Origin of the sequence: Streptomyces sp. NBC_00178 (genome assembly GCF_036206005.1) — a bacterium.
Taxonomy (GTDB): domain Bacteria; phylum Actinomycetota; class Actinomycetes; order Streptomycetales; family Streptomycetaceae; genus Streptomyces.
The window spans coordinates 7067387-7087966 of the sequence record NZ_CP108143.1; the positions used below are offsets into that span (position 1 = coordinate 7067387).

The window sequence follows — 20580 nt, forward strand, 5'->3', positions numbered from 1 at the left end:
CGTGTCGTACCCCGCGTCACGGGGCCAGGCGGGGCAGCCCCTTCATACCTGGTCCGAACCGTCGCGGCGGCCGTCCGGCCGGTGGCCGCGACGGGCGTCGCGGTCGAAGATCCCCAGGATCTCGCAGGGGCCGCCGTCCGCGCCGATGGCATGGGGGAGCATGGTGGGGAACTCCGCGGCCTGGTTCGTCTCCACGCGCACACGGCGATGGCCGAGCATGAGCACCGCGGTGCCTGAGAGCACCACGAGCCACTCGTGGCCCGGGTGTGCGCGCATGCGGGAGGGGTTGTCGGGCGGTGGCTCGGTCAGGCGCTGACGCACGACGCTCAGGCCCGGCTCCGCCCGCACCGGCCAGCGCATCTGCCCACGGGTCCCGTCGATCACCGGATTGATCACGACGTCGTCCGCGGCCGTCTCGACGAGCTGGTCCAGCGACGTGTCCAGGGCCCTGGCGAGGGTGACCAGCTGATCGAGGGCGAGGCGACGCTGCCCGTTCTCGATGCGGGAGAGCGTGGACTGGCTGACGTGGGCCCGCCCCGCCAGCTCTTCCAGAGACAGGCCCTGTGCCAGCCGCAGCGCCCTGATGCGTGCCCGTACGAGGCTGTCCAGTTCGCCGTCCTCATGCGTCATGAGCAACAGTATATGCCTTCAGCGCAACACCGTAGGGAGGGACGGTGAGAGGCTCCCGAGCTGCCTCCGCGGGACGCACGCCGGTGAACCCACCCCAGGGGCATCCGTCACAGCCGCTGCGTGCCACTGGCGCGGAGGTCTCAAGTCGCTGCGTTCTCGGTGGACTTGTGGGTACCCGGGGGATGAGCCGATCCGTCTGGGCGGCTCCGGGAGATCGCCCGAAGGAGTGGCAGATGACGACTCAGTACGGCAACCAACCGACCGGGCAGCAGCCTCACGGCGCACCGCAGGGTGCGACGGCCGGCAACGTGCTCAGCATCATCGCGATGGTGCTGGGCGTGATCTCGCTCATCTTCCTGCCGATCGTGTTCGGTGTGATCGGTCTGGTGCTGGCCGTCATCGCGAAGACGGTCAGACACGAGCGGCTCGCGGTTCCCGCCATCGTGGTCAGCGCCGTCGGCCTGATCGGCGGGATGGTGCTCGGGGTCTTGCTGGCCGGCTGACCGGCCGAGCCGGAGGGACAACACCTCGGCCGGCTGCCGCGCCCCACGCCTGGACGGGGGTGCGGCAGCCGGCCGAGGTGCCCCGCGCGACGGGCTGCGCCGGGGTCAGGAGACCGTCGAGGGCGGAGGGCTCCACCTGCTGTTCCTGGGCAGCGCGTCCGACACGTCGTAGTCCTTGCGGAGCTGCTCAGGAATGGCGTAGTGCATGACCCGGCCGCGCGTCAGCGAGGACAGCTCCAGATGGGTGGTCAGATGGCCGAGGCGGTCCAGCGCCCAGGCGCCGAGCGGTGAGCTGTCCTCGATGGACTCCAGGACGCCGAGGACGTGGGGCATGGCCTTGACGACCGAATCCCACGAAGTCCTGGGCACCTCCAGCCAGTCGGCGCAGGTGTCGCCGACGAGGTAGCGGATGAGCGAGGACACGACCGGGTCGAACAAGGTGCCCGGCACGACCTCCTCGTAGAGGTCGATGAGCTGGCGCGTGAGGTGGGCGCCCTCCGCGGACGGTCCCATGTGCCGCACCATGTAGAGGTCGAGGAATCGGCGGGCCTCCAGCGTGTTCGCGGGTACGGCGTCCTGGTCGATGCCGAGCATCGCGCCGACCACGCGCCAGGCGTAGTAGTACGACTCGGCGCCCTCGGCGGACATGTGGACGCCCAGGCGGTGCAGGCTGTCCAGGACCAGCAGACTGAAGAACATCTGCCCGCCGATCATGTCCTCCTGGCAGATCGGAGTTCCGAGCGCACCGGTGTCCCACCGGCCTTCACGCGCCAGATGGTGCCGGATGGACGCGTGCAGGAGCCGGACCTTCTGCGCCGCCGGGATGAAGCGGCTGCCGGCCTCGAAGGCACCCGGCTGCATCAGGTAGACGGTGAACTGACCCGTCTCCGCCATCCGCTTGGAGGGGTACTTGAGGCCGTGGGTGGCCGACAGCAGTCGGGCGACGTGCGGGACCACGTAGCAGGCGGGCATGGAGGCGAAGGACAGGGCGGTCGAGATGTGCACGTTGTTGTCCATGAAGAACAGGCGCGCCTTCTCCATCTCCTCCCAGTCCACCCAGTCCGGCGGCGCGCTCGTGGCCGCGAGGTACTCCCGGGCGACGTCGGGCAGCCCGTCCGGCAGTGGGGCGCCGGTGGTGGAGACGTAACGCATGAGCGTGTTGAACTTCCCGACCTCCCCCCGTTCGAACAGCGTGGCGACGGTGGCGTCGGCGAGTTCGTCCCCCGCCAGGCGCAGCGAGTCCAGGGATTCTTCGGTACAGGTCATGGCCGAGCTCCTTGCGCGAGGGGTGCGCCCGCGACGGGCGAAGGTCCGGTGCCGGGCCGCAGGACTCCGGGGCGGCGCCGGTCCGTGGAGGTCAGGACAGGCGGGTCGTCACCGAGTGGGCCAGTGCGGTGAGGGCCGTGGCGGCGGGGCGTGGCACGTCGAGTTCGTGCAGGGCGGCGAGGGCTTGGCCGATCCGTACCCCGATCATCTCCTCGACGCGTTCGGGCGCGTCGAGGCGACGCATCAGGGCGCGTACCGTGTGCACCCCCTCCTCGTCGAGATCCCGCCGTCCCAGGAGTGAGCGGAGCTGCCGGCGCTCGTCCTCGCCGGCGGCCTTCCAGGTCTCCGCCAGCAGGGCCGTCGGCCGGTGACCGCGCAGGTCGTCGGCGCAGGCCTTGCCGGTGTGCGCGGGACTGCCGAACACACCGAGCAGGTCGTCCCGCAGCTGGAAGGCCTCGCCCAGGGGGAGCCCGTACGCCGAGTAGCCCTCGCGCAGTCGCTCGCCCGCTCCGGCCAGCACGCCGCCGATCAACAGGGGTTGTTCGACGGTGTACTTGGCGGTCTTGTACCGGATCACCTTGAGCGAGTCCCGGGTGTCCGGGTCCGAACCGGTGCGCAGGATCTCCAGGCACTCACCCGCGATCAGTTCCCGGGCCAGCGCCGACCACAGCGGACGGGCACGGCCGAGGTAGGCGGCGGGCAGGCCGCTGGTGGTGAACAACTGCCCGGCGAGCTCCATCAGCAGGTCTCCCACCAGCATCGCGAGCGACCTGGCTGCTGCGGCGGTACGCCGGCGGCCGCGTACGGCCCCGCGCAGGGCGATGTGCGCGGTCGGCCGGCCGTGGCGCAACGGGCTCTCGTCGATGAGGTCGTCGTGGACGACCGCCGCGGCGTGCACCAGCTCCATCGAAGCCGCCGCCCGCACCAGCGCGTCGTCGTCGGGCTGCCCCACCGCCCGCCAGCCCCAGTAGCAGAACGCCGCCCGCAGCCGCTTTCCCTGCGCCACGGTCGCCTCCAGCTGTTCGGCCACCGGGTGCAGGGCCGGATCGATCGAGGCGAACCTGTCCGCCTCGCCCGCGACGAACCGGTGCAGTACGTCGTCCACACGGACTTTGAACGCCGCCGGATCCCACAGGTCACCTGCCATCGGCGGCCTGCCGCGCCAGGGCTGCCCGGGCCAGGACCTCCAGGTGTGCCGGCGGTACGGCGGTGTGCCGCTCCAGCAGCAGCCGGCCCCGGGCCAGCAGTTCGTGCTCGGCCTCCCTGGCGAGTTCCGGGGCGTCCGAGCGGCGGAGCAGCCCTCTCACCGAGCCCAGGGCAGACCCCAGCGTGGTCACCGCCAGATCCGCCAGCCCCGCCACCAGAAGTACCGCCTGCCTGTCGGGTCCCAGGTGTCTTCTCGCGTCCTGTGTCATCGCCGTCTCCCCACGACCTGGCCGATGCGGTGCGGCGCCGGTCGTGCGCCGCCCTCACAGGGTCACGCCGGACGGGACGCCCGCGCGGGCGAACTCACCATCGAGTGAGCACCTCGCCCGGTCGTGCGGATCGGGGCCGTGGCCCTCCGCCGCTGGTCAAACGTCGCGCCGACGGATTCCGGGTTCGTTCCCACGGCGCGTGGAAGGGAGACGGATCCGCTCCGGCCGCCGGTACGAACGCGTTCGTTACGATCGCGGAGTGACTGTGAGAAGAGAGCCGATGAGCCGCCGGGAGCGCCCTGCCAAGCCCGCCCTGTCCCGCCCCGGCATCGTGGACACCGCCGTACGGATCATGCGTGCCGAGGGGCTGGACAAGGTCACCATGCGCCGGCTCGCGCAGGAGCTGGACACGGGCCCGGCATCGCTCTACGTCTACGTGTCCAACACCGCCGAACTCCACGCGGCCGTGCTCGACGCGTTGCTGGGCGAGGTCGACCTGGCCGCCGAGGGGGGCGAGGAGAACTGGCGCGAGCAGCTGATGGCCGTGCTGACCTCCTACACCATGGTGCTGTTCCAGCACCCGCAGCTCGCCCGCTCCGCGCTCGTGGCCCGGCCCAGCGGCGAGAACTACCTCCGGCTGCTGAACCGCATCCTGGACCTGCTCTCCCGCAGCGGGGCCGCCGTGGAACAGGTCGCGTGGGGGGTCGACAAGCTGCTCCAGACGGCCACCGCAACCGCCGCCGAGCACTCGGCCAGGAAGGGGGATCCCGCCGCCCAGGAGGACTGGGACGCGCTCACGGGCGTCCTGCACAGCGTGGACGAAAACACCCACCCGGCTGTGCGGGCCCACATGCCCGCTCTCATCGGCGGAGCCGGTGAGCGGTTGAGGTGGGGTTTCGAGGTCCTGATCAACGGCATCACCAGCACTCCCGTGCCCCGCGGCGACTCCTGACCGCGCCCCCGCGGAGCCCGCCCTGGACGGCTCCGCGGGGGCCCACCTCGGTCACCTCGGCCACCGTGGCTCCACCGACCCGGACCGTGTTCCGGAGGCGGGCGGGCCCGGCCGGACATGCGGCGAACTTGTTCGTGACGAACATGTTCGTTACGGTGGAGCGGTCCGACCCGGCGCGGGGGAGCGGCGGTGCCGTCCGCGGGGGAAGGGCGAGCGACCCCGCCGCCCGCCCGGTGGCATCGGCGCGCGGACACCGACAACAGGAGGTCCTGATGAACACCCACGTTCCCCTTGCGATCATCGGTGCGGGCCTGGGCGGGCTGACCGCCGCCCGGGTCCTGCACGCCAACGGCATCGAGGCGGCCGTCTTCGACCTGGAGGCGTCGGCCGATGCGCGCACCCAGGGCGGCATGCTCGACATCCACGAGGAGAACGGTCAGAAGGCACTGCGGGCCGCCGGACTCATCGAGGGCTTCCGCGAGATCATCCACGAGGGCGGCGAGGCGATGCGCGTCCTCGGCCCGGACGGCACCGTCCACATCGACGAGGGCGGTGAGGAGAGCCGCGGACGGCCCGAGGTGGACCGGGGGGATCTGCGTGAACTGCTGCTGAACTCCCTCCCGGACGGCATGATCCGCTGGGGCCGGAAGGTGACCGGAACCCGTGCCCTGGGCGGCGCCCGGCACGAGGTGACCTTCGCCGACGGCTCGTCCGTCACCACCGGCCTCCTCATCGGCGCCGACGGCGCCTGGTCGAAGGTCCGGCCGCTCCTCTCCGACGCCGAGCCCGCCTACGCCGGCATCTCCTTCGTGGAGACCGACCTCCTGGACGCGGATGCGCGCCACGCGCGCAGCGCCGAGGTCGTCGGCGCCGGATCCTTCTTCTGCCTCGGCGACAGGCGCGCCCTCCTCGCGCACCGGGAGACCGACGGCAGCCTGCACGTATACACCGCGCTGCGCGTCGCCGAGGACTGGCTGGACACCGTCGACTTCGGCGACACCGCCGCCGCCAAGGCATCGGTGCTCGCCCGGTTCGAGGGCTGGGACGACGGCCTGCGCGCTCTGGTCGCGGACGCCGACGGTGCGCTGACACCGCGGCGCATCCACGCCCTGCCGGTCGGACACCGCTGGGAGCGCGTCCCCGGGGTGACCCTGCTCGGTGACGCCGCTCACCTCATGTCCCCGTTCGCGGGGGAGGGCGCCAACCTGGCCATGTACGACGGAGCCGAACTCGGCCTGGCGATCGCCGCACACCCCGGCGACGTCGAAGCGGCGCTTGCGTCCTACGAGGAGGCGCTCTTCCCGCGCAGTGAGACATCGGCCACGGAATCCGCCACCAGCCTGGAGACCATGTTCGGCGACGACGGCCTGGAGCGCATGATCGCGTTCTTCACCGCCGGACCCGGCGGCGAGTAGGACCGCCCGCCAGGTCCGCGCAGCTCGTCACGTCTGCGACGCCGGGTGGAACGCCCCGGCGCCGGTCAGCAGGTGGGGACGCCCGGCAGCCATGCCTCGGCCACGTCGATGAATATGTTGGAGACGTATCCGCCGTAGTCCGGGAGGTAGGACCAGGCGTCGTTGCTGTGGCCGTCGGCCTGGACGAGCTGGCCGTGCACCTGGCACTGGACACGCACCGTCGTGGGGCCGGGGAGCTGTGCGACCCGGGTCGACGCGCTGGTCGGCTGCTGACGGATGTTCACGTCGGTGCCCCAGGTCGGGAAGGACTTGGTCGGCGCGCCGCCGCCGGTCCACAGATAGGTGACGGTGACCCAGCCGTTGTTGTTCAGGCCGACGTTGTAGAACGTGCCGTCCGCGAGGTCGATGCCCGCCGGATTGAGCACCCGGCGCCCGGACCCGTCCAGCCCGCCGTTGTACCCGCTCTGGTAGGCGGCCTGCGCCTCGGGCCTCCCCTGCGGCAGGTCCTTGAACGTCTCGCGGACCGAGGACGGGTTCCAGTAGTCGTCGCGGGTGTTCCACGGCCCGACGTCCCACACCGGAGCGGTTTCGCAGCGGACGGGTCCGCACACGCGGACCGAGTACTGGCCGCTGCCCTTCGGGGAGAGGCCCCGCCGGGAGGGAAGCGCCACGAAGTGGTCGTTGGCGACGATCACGTGCCCGTTGGCCGTGGTGCCGCCGACCAGCCCTTCCCGTGTCGCGTAGACGCTGGTCGTGAAGGCCTCGGCCGCCGCGGCTTCCTGGGGCGCGTCACCGAGTGCGGCGGTCAGGTCCAGGGCCCGGACGGCCGGCGCGGTGCCGTCCGGCGCGGAGACCAGGGTGATCCGCGCCTGTACACGGGTGACCGCCCGCGGCAGCCGGGCCGGGGTGCCGTCGCCTGCCTCGCGCCACTCGGTCCACCTGCCCAGCCCGTCCCGCCCCCGCACGTCGACGGCGACCTGGGCTCCGTGGGGGACGCCGGCGTCGAGGTCGGCGGTGATCAGGTTCACCGCGCGTCCCAGATCCCGCACGGGGGACAGGACCGTGCCCTGCCCGCGGGCGGAGCGGGAGGATGCCGGTCGCAGGCCGGCGTCCCGAAGGTGCAGCGCACCGCCGGTGCGGCTGATGTTGCTCTCGCCCCCGGTGGGTGCGGACAGGTCGGCCCGCCAGCGGACGGCCCCGAGCGGAGCGTCGGCCGCGGCCGCGTCACGGGCGGCGGCGGGGTCGGCGGTGAGGGTGAGCGCGACGACGGCCAGCACGGAGACCGCGATGGCCGGCCCGCGGCGGGCGGTTTGGGCGGGGGAGTTCGATCTCTGGGTGCGTCGCACGGAAGGTCTCCTGGTCGGTGGGGGGAGGGGGGAACTACGGGCAACTACGGGCAACGGGCCACGTTCGGGAGCGTGTTGCCGGGGGATTCGACGTAGATGTTCGTGATCCAGCCGCCGTACTGCGGCAGAAAGGCCCACCAGTCGTTGGTGTACGGCGGGACGGACACGAGGCCGCCCTGCTGCTGGCACCGCACGAGGACGTCCACTCCGGCGGGCAGGGTCGTGAGGGCGGCGGACGCGGTGGTGGGAGCGGAACGCACACGGACACCGCTTCCCCAGGTGGTGAACCGGGTGCCGGCGGGGCGTACGGCTCCGGGGACGTTCAGGGAGCCGGCGAGCGCAGTGACCTTGCTGTACGCGCTCCCGTACGGCGTGCCGTCGGGATGGAGGGTGAGGACGGCGACGATCGTCCGGTCGTCGGGTCCCACGGTCCCTGTCGTGTGCAGCGCCTCGGACGTCAGGTCGAGCGAGGGCGCGGCGGCAGGGGCAGGGGCAGGCGCGGAGGGTCCGACGGCTCCGGTGGGAGCCTCCGGTCCGCCCGAGCCTGAGCCCGAGCCGGAAGCCGTGCCCTTGTCCGCCGACGCGTGCGCGTCGACGGCCGCACCGGACGCAGGACCGTACCCTACGGCCGGGGCCGGCGCCGGGGTGCAACCGCCCGAAGTGAAGCCCGACCAGCCCTGCTTGACCGCGCCCGGCGCCTCGAAGGCGGAAGGCAGACCGAAGCCCTGGTCGAAGCCGTCCGTCGCGCAGCGGGTGGACCGGTGCAGTGCCCCGAGGACGAGTTCCCGTACGGGCGCCGGGGCGGTGTCGAGGAGGTAGCGGTACACGCGGACCGTGTCCGCGGCGGTCGTCGCCGTGTAGCCCCAGTAGCCGGGGTAGGCCGCCGGCGGCGGGACGGTGCCGGTGAGTGCCAGCCGGGGCACCATGCGGGCGATCACCGCGCTGCCGCCGCCGGTGGACCAGTAGTGGCTCGCGGCGGCGTCGTCACTGCTGCTCAGCATCACGGCGAGACGGTCCCGGTCCGCCTGGGGAGGGTCGTAGGCAGGGCCCCGGTTCCACAGGTAGTCCAGCGCCAGCAGCAGCTTGACCACCGACGCGGAGCGGAAGGCCCGGTCCGGATTGTGCGACTCGGTGAACCGTCCGGTGAGCCGGTCGAACACGGCCACACCCGCGACGACGTCCGCCGGAATGGTCACGCCCGTCCCGGCGCCGGGGCGGAGCGCGTGCCGCCCTGAACTGCCGGGATCCGTCACCTCCGACAGGCGTGACGCGAGGTGGGTGTCGCCGGCGGCGGACGACGGCGGTCCAGAGGGCGCGGCCGTCGCGTGCCCGGTGCACGCGACGATCAGCAGGCCGAGGGTCGTGAGAGCGGCAGCGAGAAGCGAGAGGCGGCGAGTCGGCTGTGGGGGCGGCATGGGAGTGGGGGCTCCTTGAGGCACGGGCGCACCGGGGCGGCGGCCCGGCGGCGCTGTGGCAGGTGGCCGCCACGGTGGTGCGACCCGCCCGGTGGCGCAAGCAATTCGTTCCTGGTCGAAGAAGACCGTCCCGTGCTTGTCAGCGAAGCGGGCCGCCGTTACGTTCCCGACGTCTCACCGCGCCTTCACCCGGATCCGGTCCGGGCCCTTCCCCCCTAGGAGCATTCGTGAGGTTCATCAGACGTCTTCCGGCTCTGCTCGCCGCGGCCGTCCTGGCGATGGCCGGGATGTCGGCCGTTCCGGCCCAGGCCGCCGGGTCGGGCGTGACGGCCGCGCCCGTCTTCAAGGCGCCCTTCCCGTGCGGCCAGCGCTGGACGTACAGCCACCACTCGGCCGAGGTGCGCCGGGCGCTGGACTTCGTGCGCTCCGACGGCGGCGCCACCGCCGGCACACCGGTGCTGGCCTCGGCCGCCGGGACCGCCACTCGGTACTCACAGCCGAGTGGAGCCGGGAACTACATAGCCATCAACCACGGCGGCGGCTGGACGACCTACTACTTCCACCTCTCCGCGTACTCCGTACCGAGCGGCGCGTCCGTCGCCCAGGGGCAGCAGATCGGCGTCACGGGCAGCACGGGCAACTCCTCGGGGGCGCACATCCACTACGAGCAGCTGCTGAACGGCGTGGGCCAGAACATCGTCATCAACGGTGCGGGCCTGTCCTACCCCGGCAGTTACAACCAGGCGTACCTGACCAGCGACAACGGCTGCGGTGGCAGCGGCTATCCGTTCAACACCTGGGGCAGCGGGGTCAACGTCCGGGCCGACGCCCGTGTGAGTGCTCCGGTCGTCACCACCCTCGCCGGACCCACCGCCGTGCGGGTCCTGTGCCAGAAGCAGGGTGACACCGTCAACGCCGAGGGGTACAGCAACAACTGGTGGAGCAAACTGCGTGACCAGAACGGTTTCATCAGCAACATCTACATCGACCACCCGGCCGCGCAACTGCCCGGCGTGCCGCTCTGCTGACTCCGCACGATGAACGGACGCGGCCCGGCCGGGGGTTTCCGGCCGGGCCGCCCTCGCATTCCGGCCGAACCCGTGGGGCGCCGACCCAGAATCCTGACATGCATGCGTCATGTCGGTGATGCGCGTAGAGTGCCGGATGGGCAGGCGCCGGTGAGCGTCTGTGACCACCGGGGGTGCGCAGTGCTGCGGGTGGAGTTCACGAGCCGGGAACTGACCGGCCTGCGCGTCGCGTCCCGCGTGGACCCCTTGTGGGAGACCGCGTTGAGCCTCCACCTCCTCCAGGACCGGCAGGCGCCCCTCACGTTCGGAGCCTGGCGCCGCGAGGTGGGGGCGGCCCTGCGGATGGCCGGTCTCGTGTCCGTGACCCGCGCGCTGACACGGCTGTGCCCGGACGGCTCCTACTTCCCCGACTTCCTGACACCCGGCCGCGGGGACACCGATCTCGACACCGGCCTCGACCGGCTGCTGTCCACGCCCCGGCGCAGGCTGCGCGCCGAACTCACCCGGCTGCACGCCCATTCCGGCCGCCCGGTCCCCGCCGACGTACGACCGCTCGCCGACGGGTGCCCGGAGGCGCTGCGGCGCCTCGGGTCGGCCCTGCGCGCCTATCACCGGGTCGCCGTCGAGCCCTATCTGCCCGCCATCGGCGCGCAGGCCGCGGCGGACCGGACCGTACGCGCCCAGGCCGTCCTCGCCCACGGGGCCGAAGGACTCCTCACCGGATACGACCAACTGCCCGGATGGCACTACCGCGACCGGCTGCTGCGCGCCCCTTACCCGGTGAACCGCGAACTCTCGCTGCACGGAAGGTCGTTGACGCTCGTCCCGGCCTTCTTCTGCGTACGCGCCCCGCTCGCACTCGTCGACGAGGAGCTGCCCCCGGTCCTCGTCCACCCGCTCTCGCCCGCACCCGGCTGGTTCGAACGCCGACGGGACGGCTCGGACGCCCCGGTGGCGCAGCTGATCGGTGCCTCGCGGGCCGAGCTCCTGCGCATGCTGGACCGTCCGATGACGACGATGGACATCGCCGCGGCCCTGCGGCTCGCACCGTCCACGGCCAGCCGGCACGCCACCGTGCTCCGCGAGGCGGGGCTCCTGCTCTCGCAACGCCAGGGCGTGCGCGTGCTGCACCACAGGACCCGGCTCGGGCGAGCCGTCCTGGACGGATCCCTGCGGTGAGCGCCCGGCACCGGGGGCCCGTCCGGTGCCGGGCGGTCGCCCCCGGTGGGGATGCGCTCAGCCGCGTCGCCTGCTCAGAAACCGGTGAGCGTGATCTTGCCGATCGCCTTTCCGGATTCGAGGACACCGTGGGCCTCCCGCAGGTGAGCGGCGTTGATGGTCCCCAGATCGGTCGTGGCCGTGGTGGTGAGGATGCCCGCGTCCACGAGCCGGGCGACCTGCGTGAGGATGTGGTGCTGTGTGACCTGGTCCCCGGTCCGGTACAGCGAGCGGGTGAACATCAGCTCCCAGTGGAAGGAGATGCTCTTCGACTTCAGCGCACCGATCTCCACGGCGCCGAAGTCGTCGATCGCGACGATCCGGCCGTGCGGGTTCAGCATCTCGGCGTAGGCGGCGAGGTTGCGGTCGGTGCCGGCCGTGCTGAAGACGTAGTCGACCCCCCCCGGGACCACCTCCGCCACCTGGCCGGGCAGCGGCCGGTGGTGGTCGACCACGTGGTCGACGCCCATCCGGCGGGCGAACTCGGCGCTCTCGGGACGCGAGGCGGTGCCGACGACCGTCAGGCTGGTGAGGGCCCGCGCCAGCTGCGCGACCATGGCGCCGACTCCGCCCGCCGCCGCGGTCACCAGGAGCGCGCCGTGCTGCTCCATGGCCCCCACGCGCAGGCCCAAGCGCTCGAACAGACCCTCCCAGGCGGTGAGCGAGGTCAGCGGCAGTGCCGCCGCCTCCGCGAAGGACAGGGTGGCGGGCTTGCGGCCCACGATCCGCTCGTCGACCGCCTGGTACTGGGCGTTCGAGCCGGGACGGTCGACCGCGCCCGCGTAGAACACGTCGTCGCCGACCCGGAAGCGCTCCACCGCCTCGCCCACCGCCACCACGGTGCCCGCCGCGTCCCAGCCCAGGATCTTTGCTTCCCCTCCGGGATCGTTGTTCTGCCGCACCTTGTAGTCCACCGGGTTGACCGCGACCGCCTCGACCTCGACCAGGAGGTCGTGCGGGCCGGGGCGCGGTACCGGCAGCTCGGCGTCCAGGAGGCTCTCGTGGTCCTGGACGGGCAGGCTCTTGCGGTACACGACCGCGCGCATCGTCGTGCCTTCTGCTGCGCTCATGGTTCTTCTGCTCCTTGTGGGGGCCGGAACGTGCGGTGGGCGGCTGCCCCGGGGTGACCCGGGACGGTCCGTGGTGCCGTGCGGTCACGGGAAGCGCCGGCCTGGTGGTGATCGACGGATTAACGCTATCGCCGAGGTGGCAGTAACCTGCAAGGGCACGTACTTCCCGATGGGTAGTACGGAGGGATCCGTACCGAGGACGAGGACCGCCCGATGTCCATGACCTGCAGCAACGACGCGCACGAGCATCATGATGTCTACGCGGCGCAATGCCCGTGCCGTGAGGTGCTCGACCTGCTGGCCAACAAGTGGTCCGCCCTGGCCATCGGGGCGATGGAGGGCGGCCCTCAACGGTTCGGCGCACTCCAGCGGCGTCTGCAGGGCGTCAGCCCCAAGGTGCTGACCAGCACGCTTCGACGCCTGGAGGAGAAGGGGCTCGTCACCCGGACCATCTATCCGGCGGTTCCCCTTCACGTCGAGTACAACCTGACCGCGCTCGGCGAGAGCGTGGCCGAACCCCTCGGGCAACTGCGGTCGTGGGTCGAGAACCACCTCGACGACATCCAGGCAGCGACCTCGTGACCGCCGTGGTCGCCGTCGGCAGCCCTCGGTGTCACTCCGCTCGGTCCTCGTCCGGGGACGGCTGAGGGAAGGCGCGGGGCCCGGAGGTGACGTGGTCGCTCTTCCGTCCCCAGGCGGTGAGCATGCCGGCCGACACCGCGGCGCACTCGTCGCTCCCCAGATAACGGACCGCCTCGTCGACCGCCTGGTCGTCGACGAGACCCGTGGCGGTCATCGCCGCTCTGCTGCGCTCCCACGTGTCCGCCCAGAAGCGGCTGATGGCGCTGCCCGGCAGCAGCGGCGGGACGTGGATCTCGGCGGCCACGGATCCGAGTCCCGCATCGCGCAGAAGCCGTGGGTACGACGGCCCCGAGGTGACGTCGGTGCCGATGGTGGCCCGCAGTCCCCGCCACATGGCCCGCATCGCCGTCGTGTACGGCGTGTGCGGCGCCCGGTCGCCCGTGAGGTCGACGGCATCGCTGAGGACCAGGACACCGCCGGGCGCGACGAGTTCGGCGAGCGCCGGAACCAAGCGGTCGCGTTGCGGCAGGTGCATAAGGACGAAGCGCGCGTGGACGAGCTGGAACCGCCCCCTGACGAAGCCCGGCGAGGTGACGTCGGCCTCCAGAACCTCGAGTCCCGGCACCGGCCGCGCACCGACGAACCGCACGTCGCGGTCCACCGCGAGCACACTCGCCACCCCCGCATCCCGCAGCAGCCGTCGGGAGACCGTTCCGGTCCCTGCGCCCACGTCGAGGCAGCGCCACCCGGGGCCCGCCCCGAGGGCGCGCAGCCGGGCCATGGTGACGTCGTCGTAGGCGAGGGCCCCGAAGTCGATGCGCTCTCCCTCTCCGGCCTGCTCCGGGCGGAAGACGGACTCGCCGTAGCGGCCGCCGTCCGCGCCACCGGTGCCCGTACCGGCGCTCATGGCGCGCCCGGCGCGTAGCGAGGGCCGCCGTCACCGGCGAGGCTTCGTGCCCGGTCGGCGGCGGACCGGAACAACAGGTCGTCTGTCAGTCGCATGTCAGAACCTTCCACCTCGTGGTGCGGTGCCGGGTGACACGCCTCTCGGGCGCTGCTCACCGATCCTCCACCGGTGCCCTGCCAGGCGGCAGAGGCGCGCCGTGCCCGCGCCCGGTCGGCAGCAGGTGCGCGCCACGCAGGCCCCGTCGGCAGACCGCGAGACCCGGGCCGCACGTGGTCCGTGATCCACCGAAACGGTAGAAACCGGACAGTCTGTGGCACGCTGGAGTGGGCGTCGGGCCCGCCGCGGACGAAGTGGACGGGCGCGACACCGGCACACACGCACACGTAGCACCGGGAGAGATCGATGAGCAGGACGGCGGCCATCGTCGCGCACAGGATCCGACAGCTGGTCGGGATGAAGAAGAGGGCCGACGGGATCGCTCTGGGCGACGACCGGCTGAGGAGCGAAGGAGACCGGACGCTCGCGCACGAGCGGGCGTGGGAGTCGCCCGCTCGGCCGGAGGGGCGATCGCGCTCGTGACCTGATCGTTTTCCCCTCGCGCGAAGGGATCGTCCACGGCAGTCCGGCCGCGCGCCACGCCGGGTACGGGGTGCCTGCGGCGAAGGGGGCCGGACCACGCCGGGTGCGGCGCCCCCGCGGCGACGCGGGTTCAGGGTCTGACGAAGCGGCGCGGGTCAGGCCACGCGTCTGACGAAGTGTCCGTCCCGTTCCGGCAGGGAGGCCGCCGGTCCGGCGGCCCTGAGGACCACGTCCAGTGCGCGGTCCGGATCGGCCGCGTAAAACCCGCTGGCCCAGGCAGCGTTGGCTTCGATGACCGCCCACCGGCCCGGGTCCACGACCCCGACGTCCACGACGATCGCGGACGGCAGGGTGTCCCCGACCGCGCCGAGCACCTCCGATGCGAAAGTACGCGCCGAGGCGGAGAGCGGGCCGAGGTCCAGACGTCCGGCCGTGGCATACCGGCTGCCCGTGTGAACCCGCCCGTCGAGCAGGTGGAGCCGGTACTCCGCCTCGAAGGCGACGATGTCGCTCACCAGCACCGTCGTCTCCGGATCGACGGCGTCGGGCCCCGGCAACCGGGACCCGTCCGTGTAGACCAGCGCCGGAATGCTCTTGTCGTTGGGCGACTTCACGAATGCCGGGCGCCGCAGGCCGTACGCCTCGCGGATGGGCATCGCCCGGATCTCACGCTGGACGAACGCCGCCGGCAACCGCGCCAGCCAGTCGGCCGGAGCTTCGAGCGGGGCTACCCCCAGAGCGGACGCAACGGCGTCGGCGAAGGCGGGGCCGGCGTGCAGGTGGGCCTCCGGGGCGCGCAGTCCCTCCGGTACCCCATGGTCCGGCAACTGCACGGTCGGCAGACCCCGCCGCCGGGCGGTGTCACGGAGCACACGGGCGGAGGCGGTGAGGCGGGGCGGGAGTATCAGGGGCACGGGCACCGATCCTTCCGCAGCGGCGACCGGCTTCCCACGGGTTTTCCCCGCGTGTGGTCCCGGCTCAGTGAGGGGTGTTCGACGACGAGTTGTCGTAGGTGCCGCTGTCGTGGCCGTCGTGACCGTGTGGTCGGCGCCGCCGGGCTTCTTGTACGAGCGGCGCCCAGGGGCACCTGCGCGCGACCGTGAAGGCGTCGACGACCGGGAGCCGGCGGTGGGCGTACCTCGGCTCGGCGACGACGAGAAAGTGGTCTCCACCGGTGACGCGGTGACGGTCGAACAGTCACTCCGCTGCCGGGCGGTGGGTCCGCCGGCAAGAGCCACCCGGTGCGACCGCCGCCCGATCCGTGGAACGCTCTGCCCGTGGCGAATCTGCCGCAGGCAGAGACCGGTGACTCCACGGGCCCGGACGGACAAGTGTGGAGGGACCGCGGCCGAGACGGCCGCCCACCACGAGGAGGCCCGCATGCCGTCCCATCCCGCCCACCGCCCACGCGCCGCCGACGAGGACACGCCCGCGACACGTTACGACGACCACCTCGCGGCACAGCTCCTCGCCCAGCGGATCGTCTTCCTCGGGACCCAGGTGGACGAGGTCTCCGCCAACAGGGTCTGCGCACAGCTGCTGCTCCTCTCGGCCGAGGACCCCCGCACCGACATCAGCCTCTACATCAACAGCCCCGGCGGGTCCGTGACGGCCGGGCTGGCCATCTACGACACGATGCAGCTCGTCCCGAACGACGTCTCCACCCTCGCCATGGGGTTCGCCGCGTCCATGGGCCAGTTCCTGCTCACCGTCGGTACGAAAGGCAAGCGCTTCGTCCTGCCGAACGCGAGGATCATGATGCACCAGCCGTCGGCCGGGATCGGCGGAACCGCCTCCGACATCGCGATCCAGGCGGAGAACCTGGAGTTCACGAAGCGGGCGGTCGAGCGCATCACCGCGGCGCACACGGGACAGTCCGCGGACACGATCTCCCGGGACGGCGACCGGGACCGGTGGTTCACGGCGGAGGAGGCCAAGGCCTACGGCATGGTCGACCACGTCGTCGTATCGCTCGACACCGTACGGCCGGCCGCCTCACGACGACGGATGGGACTCTGACATGGGCCAGTACACGATTCCGAGCGTCGTCGAGCGCACCCCCCAGGGGGAACGGTCCTACGACGTGTTCAGCCGCCTCCTGTCCGAGCGGATCATCTTCATCGGCACGGAGATCGACGACGGGGTCGCCAACGTCGTCATCGCCCAACTGCTCCACCTGGAGTCGGCGAACCCCGGCGCCGAGATCGCGATCTACCTCAACTCACCTGGCGGATCCTCTACTTCGCTGATGGCGATCTACGACACGATGTGCTTCGTGTCGGCCCCCATCGCGACGTTCTGCGTCGGTCAGGCCGCTTCGACCGCGGCGGTCCTGCTGGCAGGCGGGGACCCGGGCCGGCGGTTCGTCCTGGAGCACTCCCGTGTGCTGCTGGGCCAGCCGGCGAGCGGCGGTCAGCAGGGCACCGTCTCCGATCTGCGGCTCCACGCCGCGGAGATGCAGAGGGTCCGCTCGCAGGTCGAAGAGGTCCTGGCCCGGCACACGCCGCACGACGTCGCGACGCTCCGCGCGGACACGGACCGGGACAGGGTCCTCACCGCGCAGGAGGCGGTGGCCTACGGCCTGGCCGACGAGGTCCTCAGCCGCCGCCTGGTGACCGCGGCCTGAGGCGCGGCCCCTCGTGCGCCCGGACACAGGACGGGCGTGGCCCGGCGGGCGCTGTCCGCCGGGCCGGGTGCCGGCTCGGGTCCGGGGGCTGGACCACAGCCCCGAGCCCGAGCCCGAGCACCGGAACCCGAGGCCCGCAATCCGGCCTCCCTCGGAACCCGACCTCCCCGGAATTCGCCCCCCGCAACCCGGCCCCCCGGAACCCGGGCCCCGGAATCCGAGAGCGCCGCCGGGTCATCTCCGCCGCCGCACCACGTCGGACACGCGGGGAAGTTCCTCATGAAGGAGGCGGCCGACCAGTGCTCCTCCGAACACGACGACGCCGACCCCGACCAGCCAGGACTGGAGGATCAGGACTGTTCCCACCGGGCCGTAGCTGGCGGTACTGGAAGCGATCAGCGGAGTGAAGACGATCCTGGAGAAGACACGGAGACCGAGCAGCCCGACCACCGTGAGCACCGCTCCTGGCAGAAGCGCACTCCAGCGGACCCTGCCGCCCAGCAGCAGGCGCTGGGACCACCAGAAGAAGAGGACGGCGCTCGCCGACGCGAGCACCCCGCCCAGGGGCGGCTTGTGGAGCAGCCTGGTCGTGGCGGACACGAAGACGTATCCGGCGAACACACAGAGCCACGCCAGATGGCGCCATGTCGTCCACCACCTGGCCGGTACCAGGTCCCAGACCTTCTCGTAGCCGGTCTGTACCGCCGACCCGAAGCTCAGCCCGAACGCCGCGAGTGCGGCGAGGCCGAAGGCGGTCGTGGTCTGAAGCGCCTGACCGGGCAGTGCGAACAACTTCTCGACATACTTCCTGGAGGCCGCGGACACACCGAGTGCCTGGCCCAGCCACTGGGCGAACCCCTGCCCGTGCCGGTCCGCCGCGGAGACGATGATCAGGAGGGGAACGAGCGTCAGGAATCCGAGCGCGGCGAAGCCCAGGGCCCGCTGGCCCAGTTCGAGCTCACGCCCCCTCCGCCATCCGCGCCCCGCTGCGGAGTGGCCGATCATGCGGTGGAGCCGGCTGAAGCGCGACGGCCGGTTCGCGGCACTTGAGGGATTGATAGGCATCTCTGTCGATTACCACGGTCCGCGCTCCTGCCGTGTGAGGGCGCGGCGTGGACGCTCGTGGAGACGCATGCCGCCCGCCCGCTCGGTCCCGGTCCGCCACAGGGCCGGCCTCGCCGTCAGGACCGGAGCTTCGTCGGGCGGGCGACGTCGCAACACCGCGGAAGTATGTGATACAGAACGCGATGAAGGGGGCAAATGTGTGCATAGGATGCTGCGCATGGCTACGTCTTCCACGTTCAGGGTGGTGCAGCGGTCGGCGTCGTACTGGCGCGTGACCTTCGACAGTCCACCGATCAACCTGGTGACCTTCGACGCGTTCGCGGCGCTCGCCGATCTGGTCGACCGGATGGAAGCGGATGACGACCTGAAGGTCGTGGTCTTCGACAGCGCGAATCCCGATTTCTTCCTCGCGCACTTCGACCTCGTGCCCCCCAAGGAGCCTTACGCGGGACCGCCTTGGCTTGAAACCGCGGCGCGCATGGCTCGTTCCCGCGTCATCACCATCGCCTCGATCCGCGGCCGAGCACGCGGGGTCGGCAACGAGTTCACCCTGGCCTGCGACATGCGTTTCGCCAGCAGGGAGAAGGCCGTTCTGGGGCAGCCGGAGGTGGGAGCCGGGATCACTCCGGGCGGCGGATCCACGGAGCGGCTTCCCCTGCTGGTGGGCCGCGGGCGTGCGCTGGAGATCATCGCGGCGGCCGACGATTTCGACGCGGAGACGGCAGAGCGCTACGGCTGGATCAACCGTGCGCTGCCCGACGCCGAACTGGACGCCTACGTGGACCGGGTCGCCACGCGCATCGCGTCCTTCGACCGGAAGCCGCTGGCCGAGGTGAAGGGCCTCATCGACCGGACGACCCTGCCGGCCGATGCGGATCTGGTGGCGGGTCAGAACACGTTCCGCGCGTCGCTCACCTGGCCGGAAGCGGCCGAACGCATCCGTCGGCTGCTCGAGCGGGGTATGCAGCAGCCAGGCGAACTCGAACTGCGCCTGGGGGAACTCATCGCCGAACGCTGAGCCGGGCGCCGCCCGCGGAACTCCGGGCAGCCGGCCTCGCGCGCCGGATCCCGCCTGACGTCCGCAGGACCGTACCGGTCACATCCGGCGCACCCCCGCCCCACCGAACACACCGAGATCACCCGCACCGCGATCCCGCCGTCGTATCCGCACCGTGTGGCGGAAGTACGGCGAAGGCATGAAGGGTGCCTGACGGGTAACCAGCCCCCCTTGACAGGGCTGATGCGCCGACGGGTGATGTGCGGGAGCGGGCAGTGGTGCGCAGATGGGTGAGTGCCGTCCGGCGGCAGGCGGGATACGAGGCCGCAGCCGTGCGGCGGAGCACGAGCCGAGCCGTGCATCACTCCGGACCCGAACGAGCGACCGCCGTCCAGGCGCTCAAGGCGGCCGGAGCGGCCATGGCGGCCTGGGCACTGGCCGCTTTCTGGATCGAGAGCCCCATGGCCCTCATGGCCCCCTGGACGGCGCTGGTTCTCGTCGACACGACCGTCTACAGATCGCTGCGCGCCGGCGCACAGCAACTGGCGATCATCTCCGCAGGCGCGGTCTGGGCCTCCGCGGCGATGTATCTCAGCGGCGGGAGCACCCTGCCGGCGATGGCCGTCTCGCTGCCTCCGCTCATGCTCATCGCGGGCTACAGCAGGCTCGGCGCCCAGGGCGTCTACGGCGCCACCACAGCCCTCCTCGTGATCGCCTACGGATCCTACGAACCAGGACAGATAGGCCACCGTCTTCTGGAGACGCTGATCGGAGCGATCATCGGCCTCTCGGTCAACGCCTTCGTCCTGCCGCCCCTGCGACTCGACGATGTCCGCGCCAACCTGCACTCCCTGGCCCTGGAATGCGCGGATCTCCTGCACGCCGTCGCCGCCGGTCTGCGGGGGCCGTGGGACGCTGCCGACACGGACGCGTGGGAGGACAGGGCGGGCAGATTGCACAGCGGCGTCCGGGCCGTCGCCCGGGCGCGGTGGCGCTCCGCCGAGAGCACGCGCCTGAACCCCGGCCGCCGCCTGCGCAGGGGACACCGGACGTGCTGTCCCTCGCCGGACCTCGACCGTCGCTGGCAGGACACGGTCCACCACCTCGCCGCTCTCACCCGCACGCTGTCCGGTATCGCTGCCCGCTCCCAGCCCCTGTCCGCGCCTCCCGGGAGATTCGCGAGCGACTACGCCGACCTGGCCGACTCGTTGTCGCACCTGTGCGCGGAACAGGCCGAGCGGCTGGCCCGGAGCGAGGGCCACCACCCCGAGGCTCCCCGGCGGCACGCTGCCGAGGCGTCGGCGCTCTACCGGAAAATGCTCGGGGGACTGCGAGGCCAGGCGGACACCGCGACCATCGCGGTCAGTGGCGGACTGCTCGTCGAGATCCGGCAACTGCTGCTGGTGCTCGCGCCGGAAGAGGCGGAGGACGTCTGACGAGAGCCCTCGCTGCACCGGCGAAAAGTCGCGCGTTGAACTTTCGGCGTTCGCGGCTCGTGGTCTGTGTGGACCGATTCGTGGAGTAAGCGGTGGTACGAGCAAGCCGCCCGGCAGGCACGACCCGGGG

Annotated in this window: 21 protein-coding genes; 11 read left to right on the forward strand and 10 right to left on the reverse strand. The window is 71.8% G+C overall.

What is annotated here, in order from left to right; genetic code table 11:
- Positions 1-42: 42 nt before the first annotated feature.
- Positions 43-630 (reverse strand): helix-turn-helix domain-containing protein, encoded by a 588-nt coding sequence (locus OHT61_RS31130; protein WP_329042790.1) that lies wholly within the window; start codon positions 628-630, stop codon positions 43-45.
- Positions 631-863: 233 nt separating this feature from the next.
- On the opposite strand from OHT61_RS31130, the gene OHT61_RS31135 reads away from it, so the two are divergent.
- The gene (locus tag OHT61_RS31135; RefSeq protein ID WP_329042791.1) at positions 864-1133 is read left to right on the forward strand and encodes a hypothetical protein; all 270 of its coding nucleotides are present in this window, start codon (positions 864-866) and stop codon (positions 1131-1133) included.
- A gap of 105 nt (positions 1134-1238) precedes the next feature.
- On the opposite strand, the gene OHT61_RS31140 is transcribed toward OHT61_RS31135, so the two are convergent.
- The 3 genes from OHT61_RS31140 to OHT61_RS31150 form a co-directional block, all read right to left on the reverse strand.
- Positions 1239-2399, reverse strand: coding sequence for an oxygenase MpaB family protein (locus tag OHT61_RS31140; RefSeq protein ID WP_329042792.1), 1161 nt, complete (start codon positions 2397-2399; stop codon positions 1239-1241).
- Positions 2400-2490: 91 nt separating this feature from the next.
- Positions 2491-3546, reverse strand: a complete 1056-nt coding sequence (locus tag OHT61_RS31145; RefSeq protein WP_329042793.1) for a polyprenyl synthetase family protein — start codon at positions 3544-3546, stop codon at positions 2491-2493.
- A complete protein-coding gene (locus OHT61_RS31150) occupies positions 3536-3814 on the reverse strand; it encodes a polyprenyl synthetase (protein WP_329042794.1) in 279 nt (92 codons plus the stop codon). The genes OHT61_RS31145 and OHT61_RS31150 overlap by 11 nt, the downstream gene beginning before the upstream one ends.
- 259 nt (positions 3815-4073) lie before the next feature.
- Between OHT61_RS31150 and OHT61_RS31155 the strand changes: the two genes are divergently transcribed.
- Positions 4074-4766: a TetR/AcrR family transcriptional regulator gene (locus OHT61_RS31155; protein ID WP_329042795.1), complete on the forward strand. Its 693-nt coding sequence runs from the start codon at positions 4074-4076 to the stop codon at positions 4764-4766.
- A 272-nt stretch (positions 4767-5038) separates the two neighbouring features.
- On the forward strand, positions 5039-6181 hold the full coding sequence (locus tag OHT61_RS31160) for an FAD-dependent oxidoreductase (protein WP_329042796.1): 1143 nt from the start codon (positions 5039-5041) through the stop codon (positions 6179-6181).
- 65 nt (positions 6182-6246) lie between these two features.
- Here OHT61_RS31160 and OHT61_RS31165 read toward each other — a convergent pair whose 3' ends face one another.
- Positions 6247-7527 (reverse strand): hypothetical protein, encoded by a 1281-nt coding sequence (locus OHT61_RS31165; protein WP_329042797.1) that lies wholly within the window; start codon positions 7525-7527, stop codon positions 6247-6249.
- A gap of 44 nt (positions 7528-7571) precedes the next feature.
- Complete coding sequence (locus OHT61_RS31170) at positions 7572-8942, reverse strand: hypothetical protein (RefSeq protein ID WP_329042798.1); 1371 nt, start codon at positions 8940-8942, stop codon at positions 7572-7574.
- A 227-nt stretch (positions 8943-9169) separates the two neighbouring features.
- On the opposite strand from OHT61_RS31170, the gene OHT61_RS31175 reads away from it, so the two are divergent.
- Positions 9170-9970 (forward strand): M23 family metallopeptidase, encoded by an 801-nt coding sequence (locus tag OHT61_RS31175; protein WP_329042799.1) that lies wholly within the window; start codon positions 9170-9172, stop codon positions 9968-9970.
- Between the two features lie 189 nt (positions 9971-10159).
- Positions 10160-11149 (forward strand): helix-turn-helix domain-containing protein, encoded by a 990-nt coding sequence (locus tag OHT61_RS31180; RefSeq protein WP_329042801.1) that lies wholly within the window; start codon positions 10160-10162, stop codon positions 11147-11149.
- A gap of 74 nt (positions 11150-11223) precedes the next feature.
- On the opposite strand, the gene OHT61_RS31185 is transcribed toward OHT61_RS31180, so the two are convergent.
- Entirely contained in the window at positions 11224-12258 is a 1035-nt protein-coding gene (locus OHT61_RS31185; protein WP_329042802.1) for a zinc-binding alcohol dehydrogenase family protein, read from the reverse strand.
- A 213-nt stretch (positions 12259-12471) separates the two neighbouring features.
- Between OHT61_RS31185 and OHT61_RS31190 the strand changes: the two genes are divergently transcribed.
- Positions 12472-12840, forward strand: a complete 369-nt coding sequence (locus OHT61_RS31190) for a winged helix-turn-helix transcriptional regulator (RefSeq protein WP_329042804.1) — start codon at positions 12472-12474, stop codon at positions 12838-12840.
- A 31-nt stretch (positions 12841-12871) separates the two neighbouring features.
- Here the strand turns inward: OHT61_RS31190 and OHT61_RS31195 are convergent, their stop codons facing one another.
- On the reverse strand, positions 12872-13747 hold the full coding sequence (locus OHT61_RS31195) for a class I SAM-dependent methyltransferase (protein WP_329042807.1): 876 nt from the start codon (positions 13745-13747) through the stop codon (positions 12872-12874).
- Between the two features lie 402 nt (positions 13748-14149).
- Between OHT61_RS31195 and OHT61_RS31200 the strand changes: the two genes are divergently transcribed.
- Entirely contained in the window at positions 14150-14326 is a 177-nt protein-coding gene (locus OHT61_RS31200) for a hypothetical protein (RefSeq protein WP_329042809.1), read from the forward strand.
- A 155-nt stretch (positions 14327-14481) separates the two neighbouring features.
- Here OHT61_RS31200 and OHT61_RS31205 read toward each other — a convergent pair whose 3' ends face one another.
- Positions 14482-15240: an ATP-grasp domain-containing protein gene (locus OHT61_RS31205; RefSeq protein ID WP_329042810.1), complete on the reverse strand. Its 759-nt coding sequence runs from the start codon at positions 15238-15240 to the stop codon at positions 14482-14484.
- A gap of 466 nt (positions 15241-15706) precedes the next feature.
- Here OHT61_RS31205 and OHT61_RS31210 point away from each other — a divergent pair, with 466 nt between their 5' ends.
- The gene (locus OHT61_RS31210; protein WP_329042811.1) at positions 15707-16345 is read left to right on the forward strand and encodes an ATP-dependent Clp protease proteolytic subunit; all 639 of its coding nucleotides are present in this window, start codon (positions 15707-15709) and stop codon (positions 16343-16345) included.
- Position 16346: 1 nt separating this feature from the next.
- Positions 16347-16952: a ClpP family protease gene (locus tag OHT61_RS31215; protein ID WP_329042812.1), complete on the forward strand. Its 606-nt coding sequence runs from the start codon at positions 16347-16349 to the stop codon at positions 16950-16952.
- Positions 16953-17186: 234 nt separating this feature from the next.
- On the opposite strand, the gene OHT61_RS31220 is transcribed toward OHT61_RS31215, so the two are convergent.
- Entirely contained in the window at positions 17187-17957 is a 771-nt protein-coding gene (locus tag OHT61_RS31220; RefSeq protein ID WP_329042814.1) for a ribonuclease BN, read from the reverse strand.
- Positions 17958-18225: 268 nt separating this feature from the next.
- Here OHT61_RS31220 and OHT61_RS31225 point away from each other — a divergent pair, with 268 nt between their 5' ends.
- Both OHT61_RS31225 and OHT61_RS31230 read left to right on the forward strand, forming a co-directional pair.
- The gene (locus OHT61_RS31225; protein WP_329042815.1) at positions 18226-19035 is read left to right on the forward strand and encodes an enoyl-CoA hydratase/isomerase family protein; all 810 of its coding nucleotides are present in this window, start codon (positions 18226-18228) and stop codon (positions 19033-19035) included.
- A 335-nt stretch (positions 19036-19370) separates the two neighbouring features.
- The gene (locus OHT61_RS31230; protein ID WP_329042816.1) at positions 19371-20450 is read left to right on the forward strand and encodes an FUSC family protein; all 1080 of its coding nucleotides are present in this window, start codon (positions 19371-19373) and stop codon (positions 20448-20450) included.
- Positions 20451-20580 lie beyond the last annotated feature (130 nt).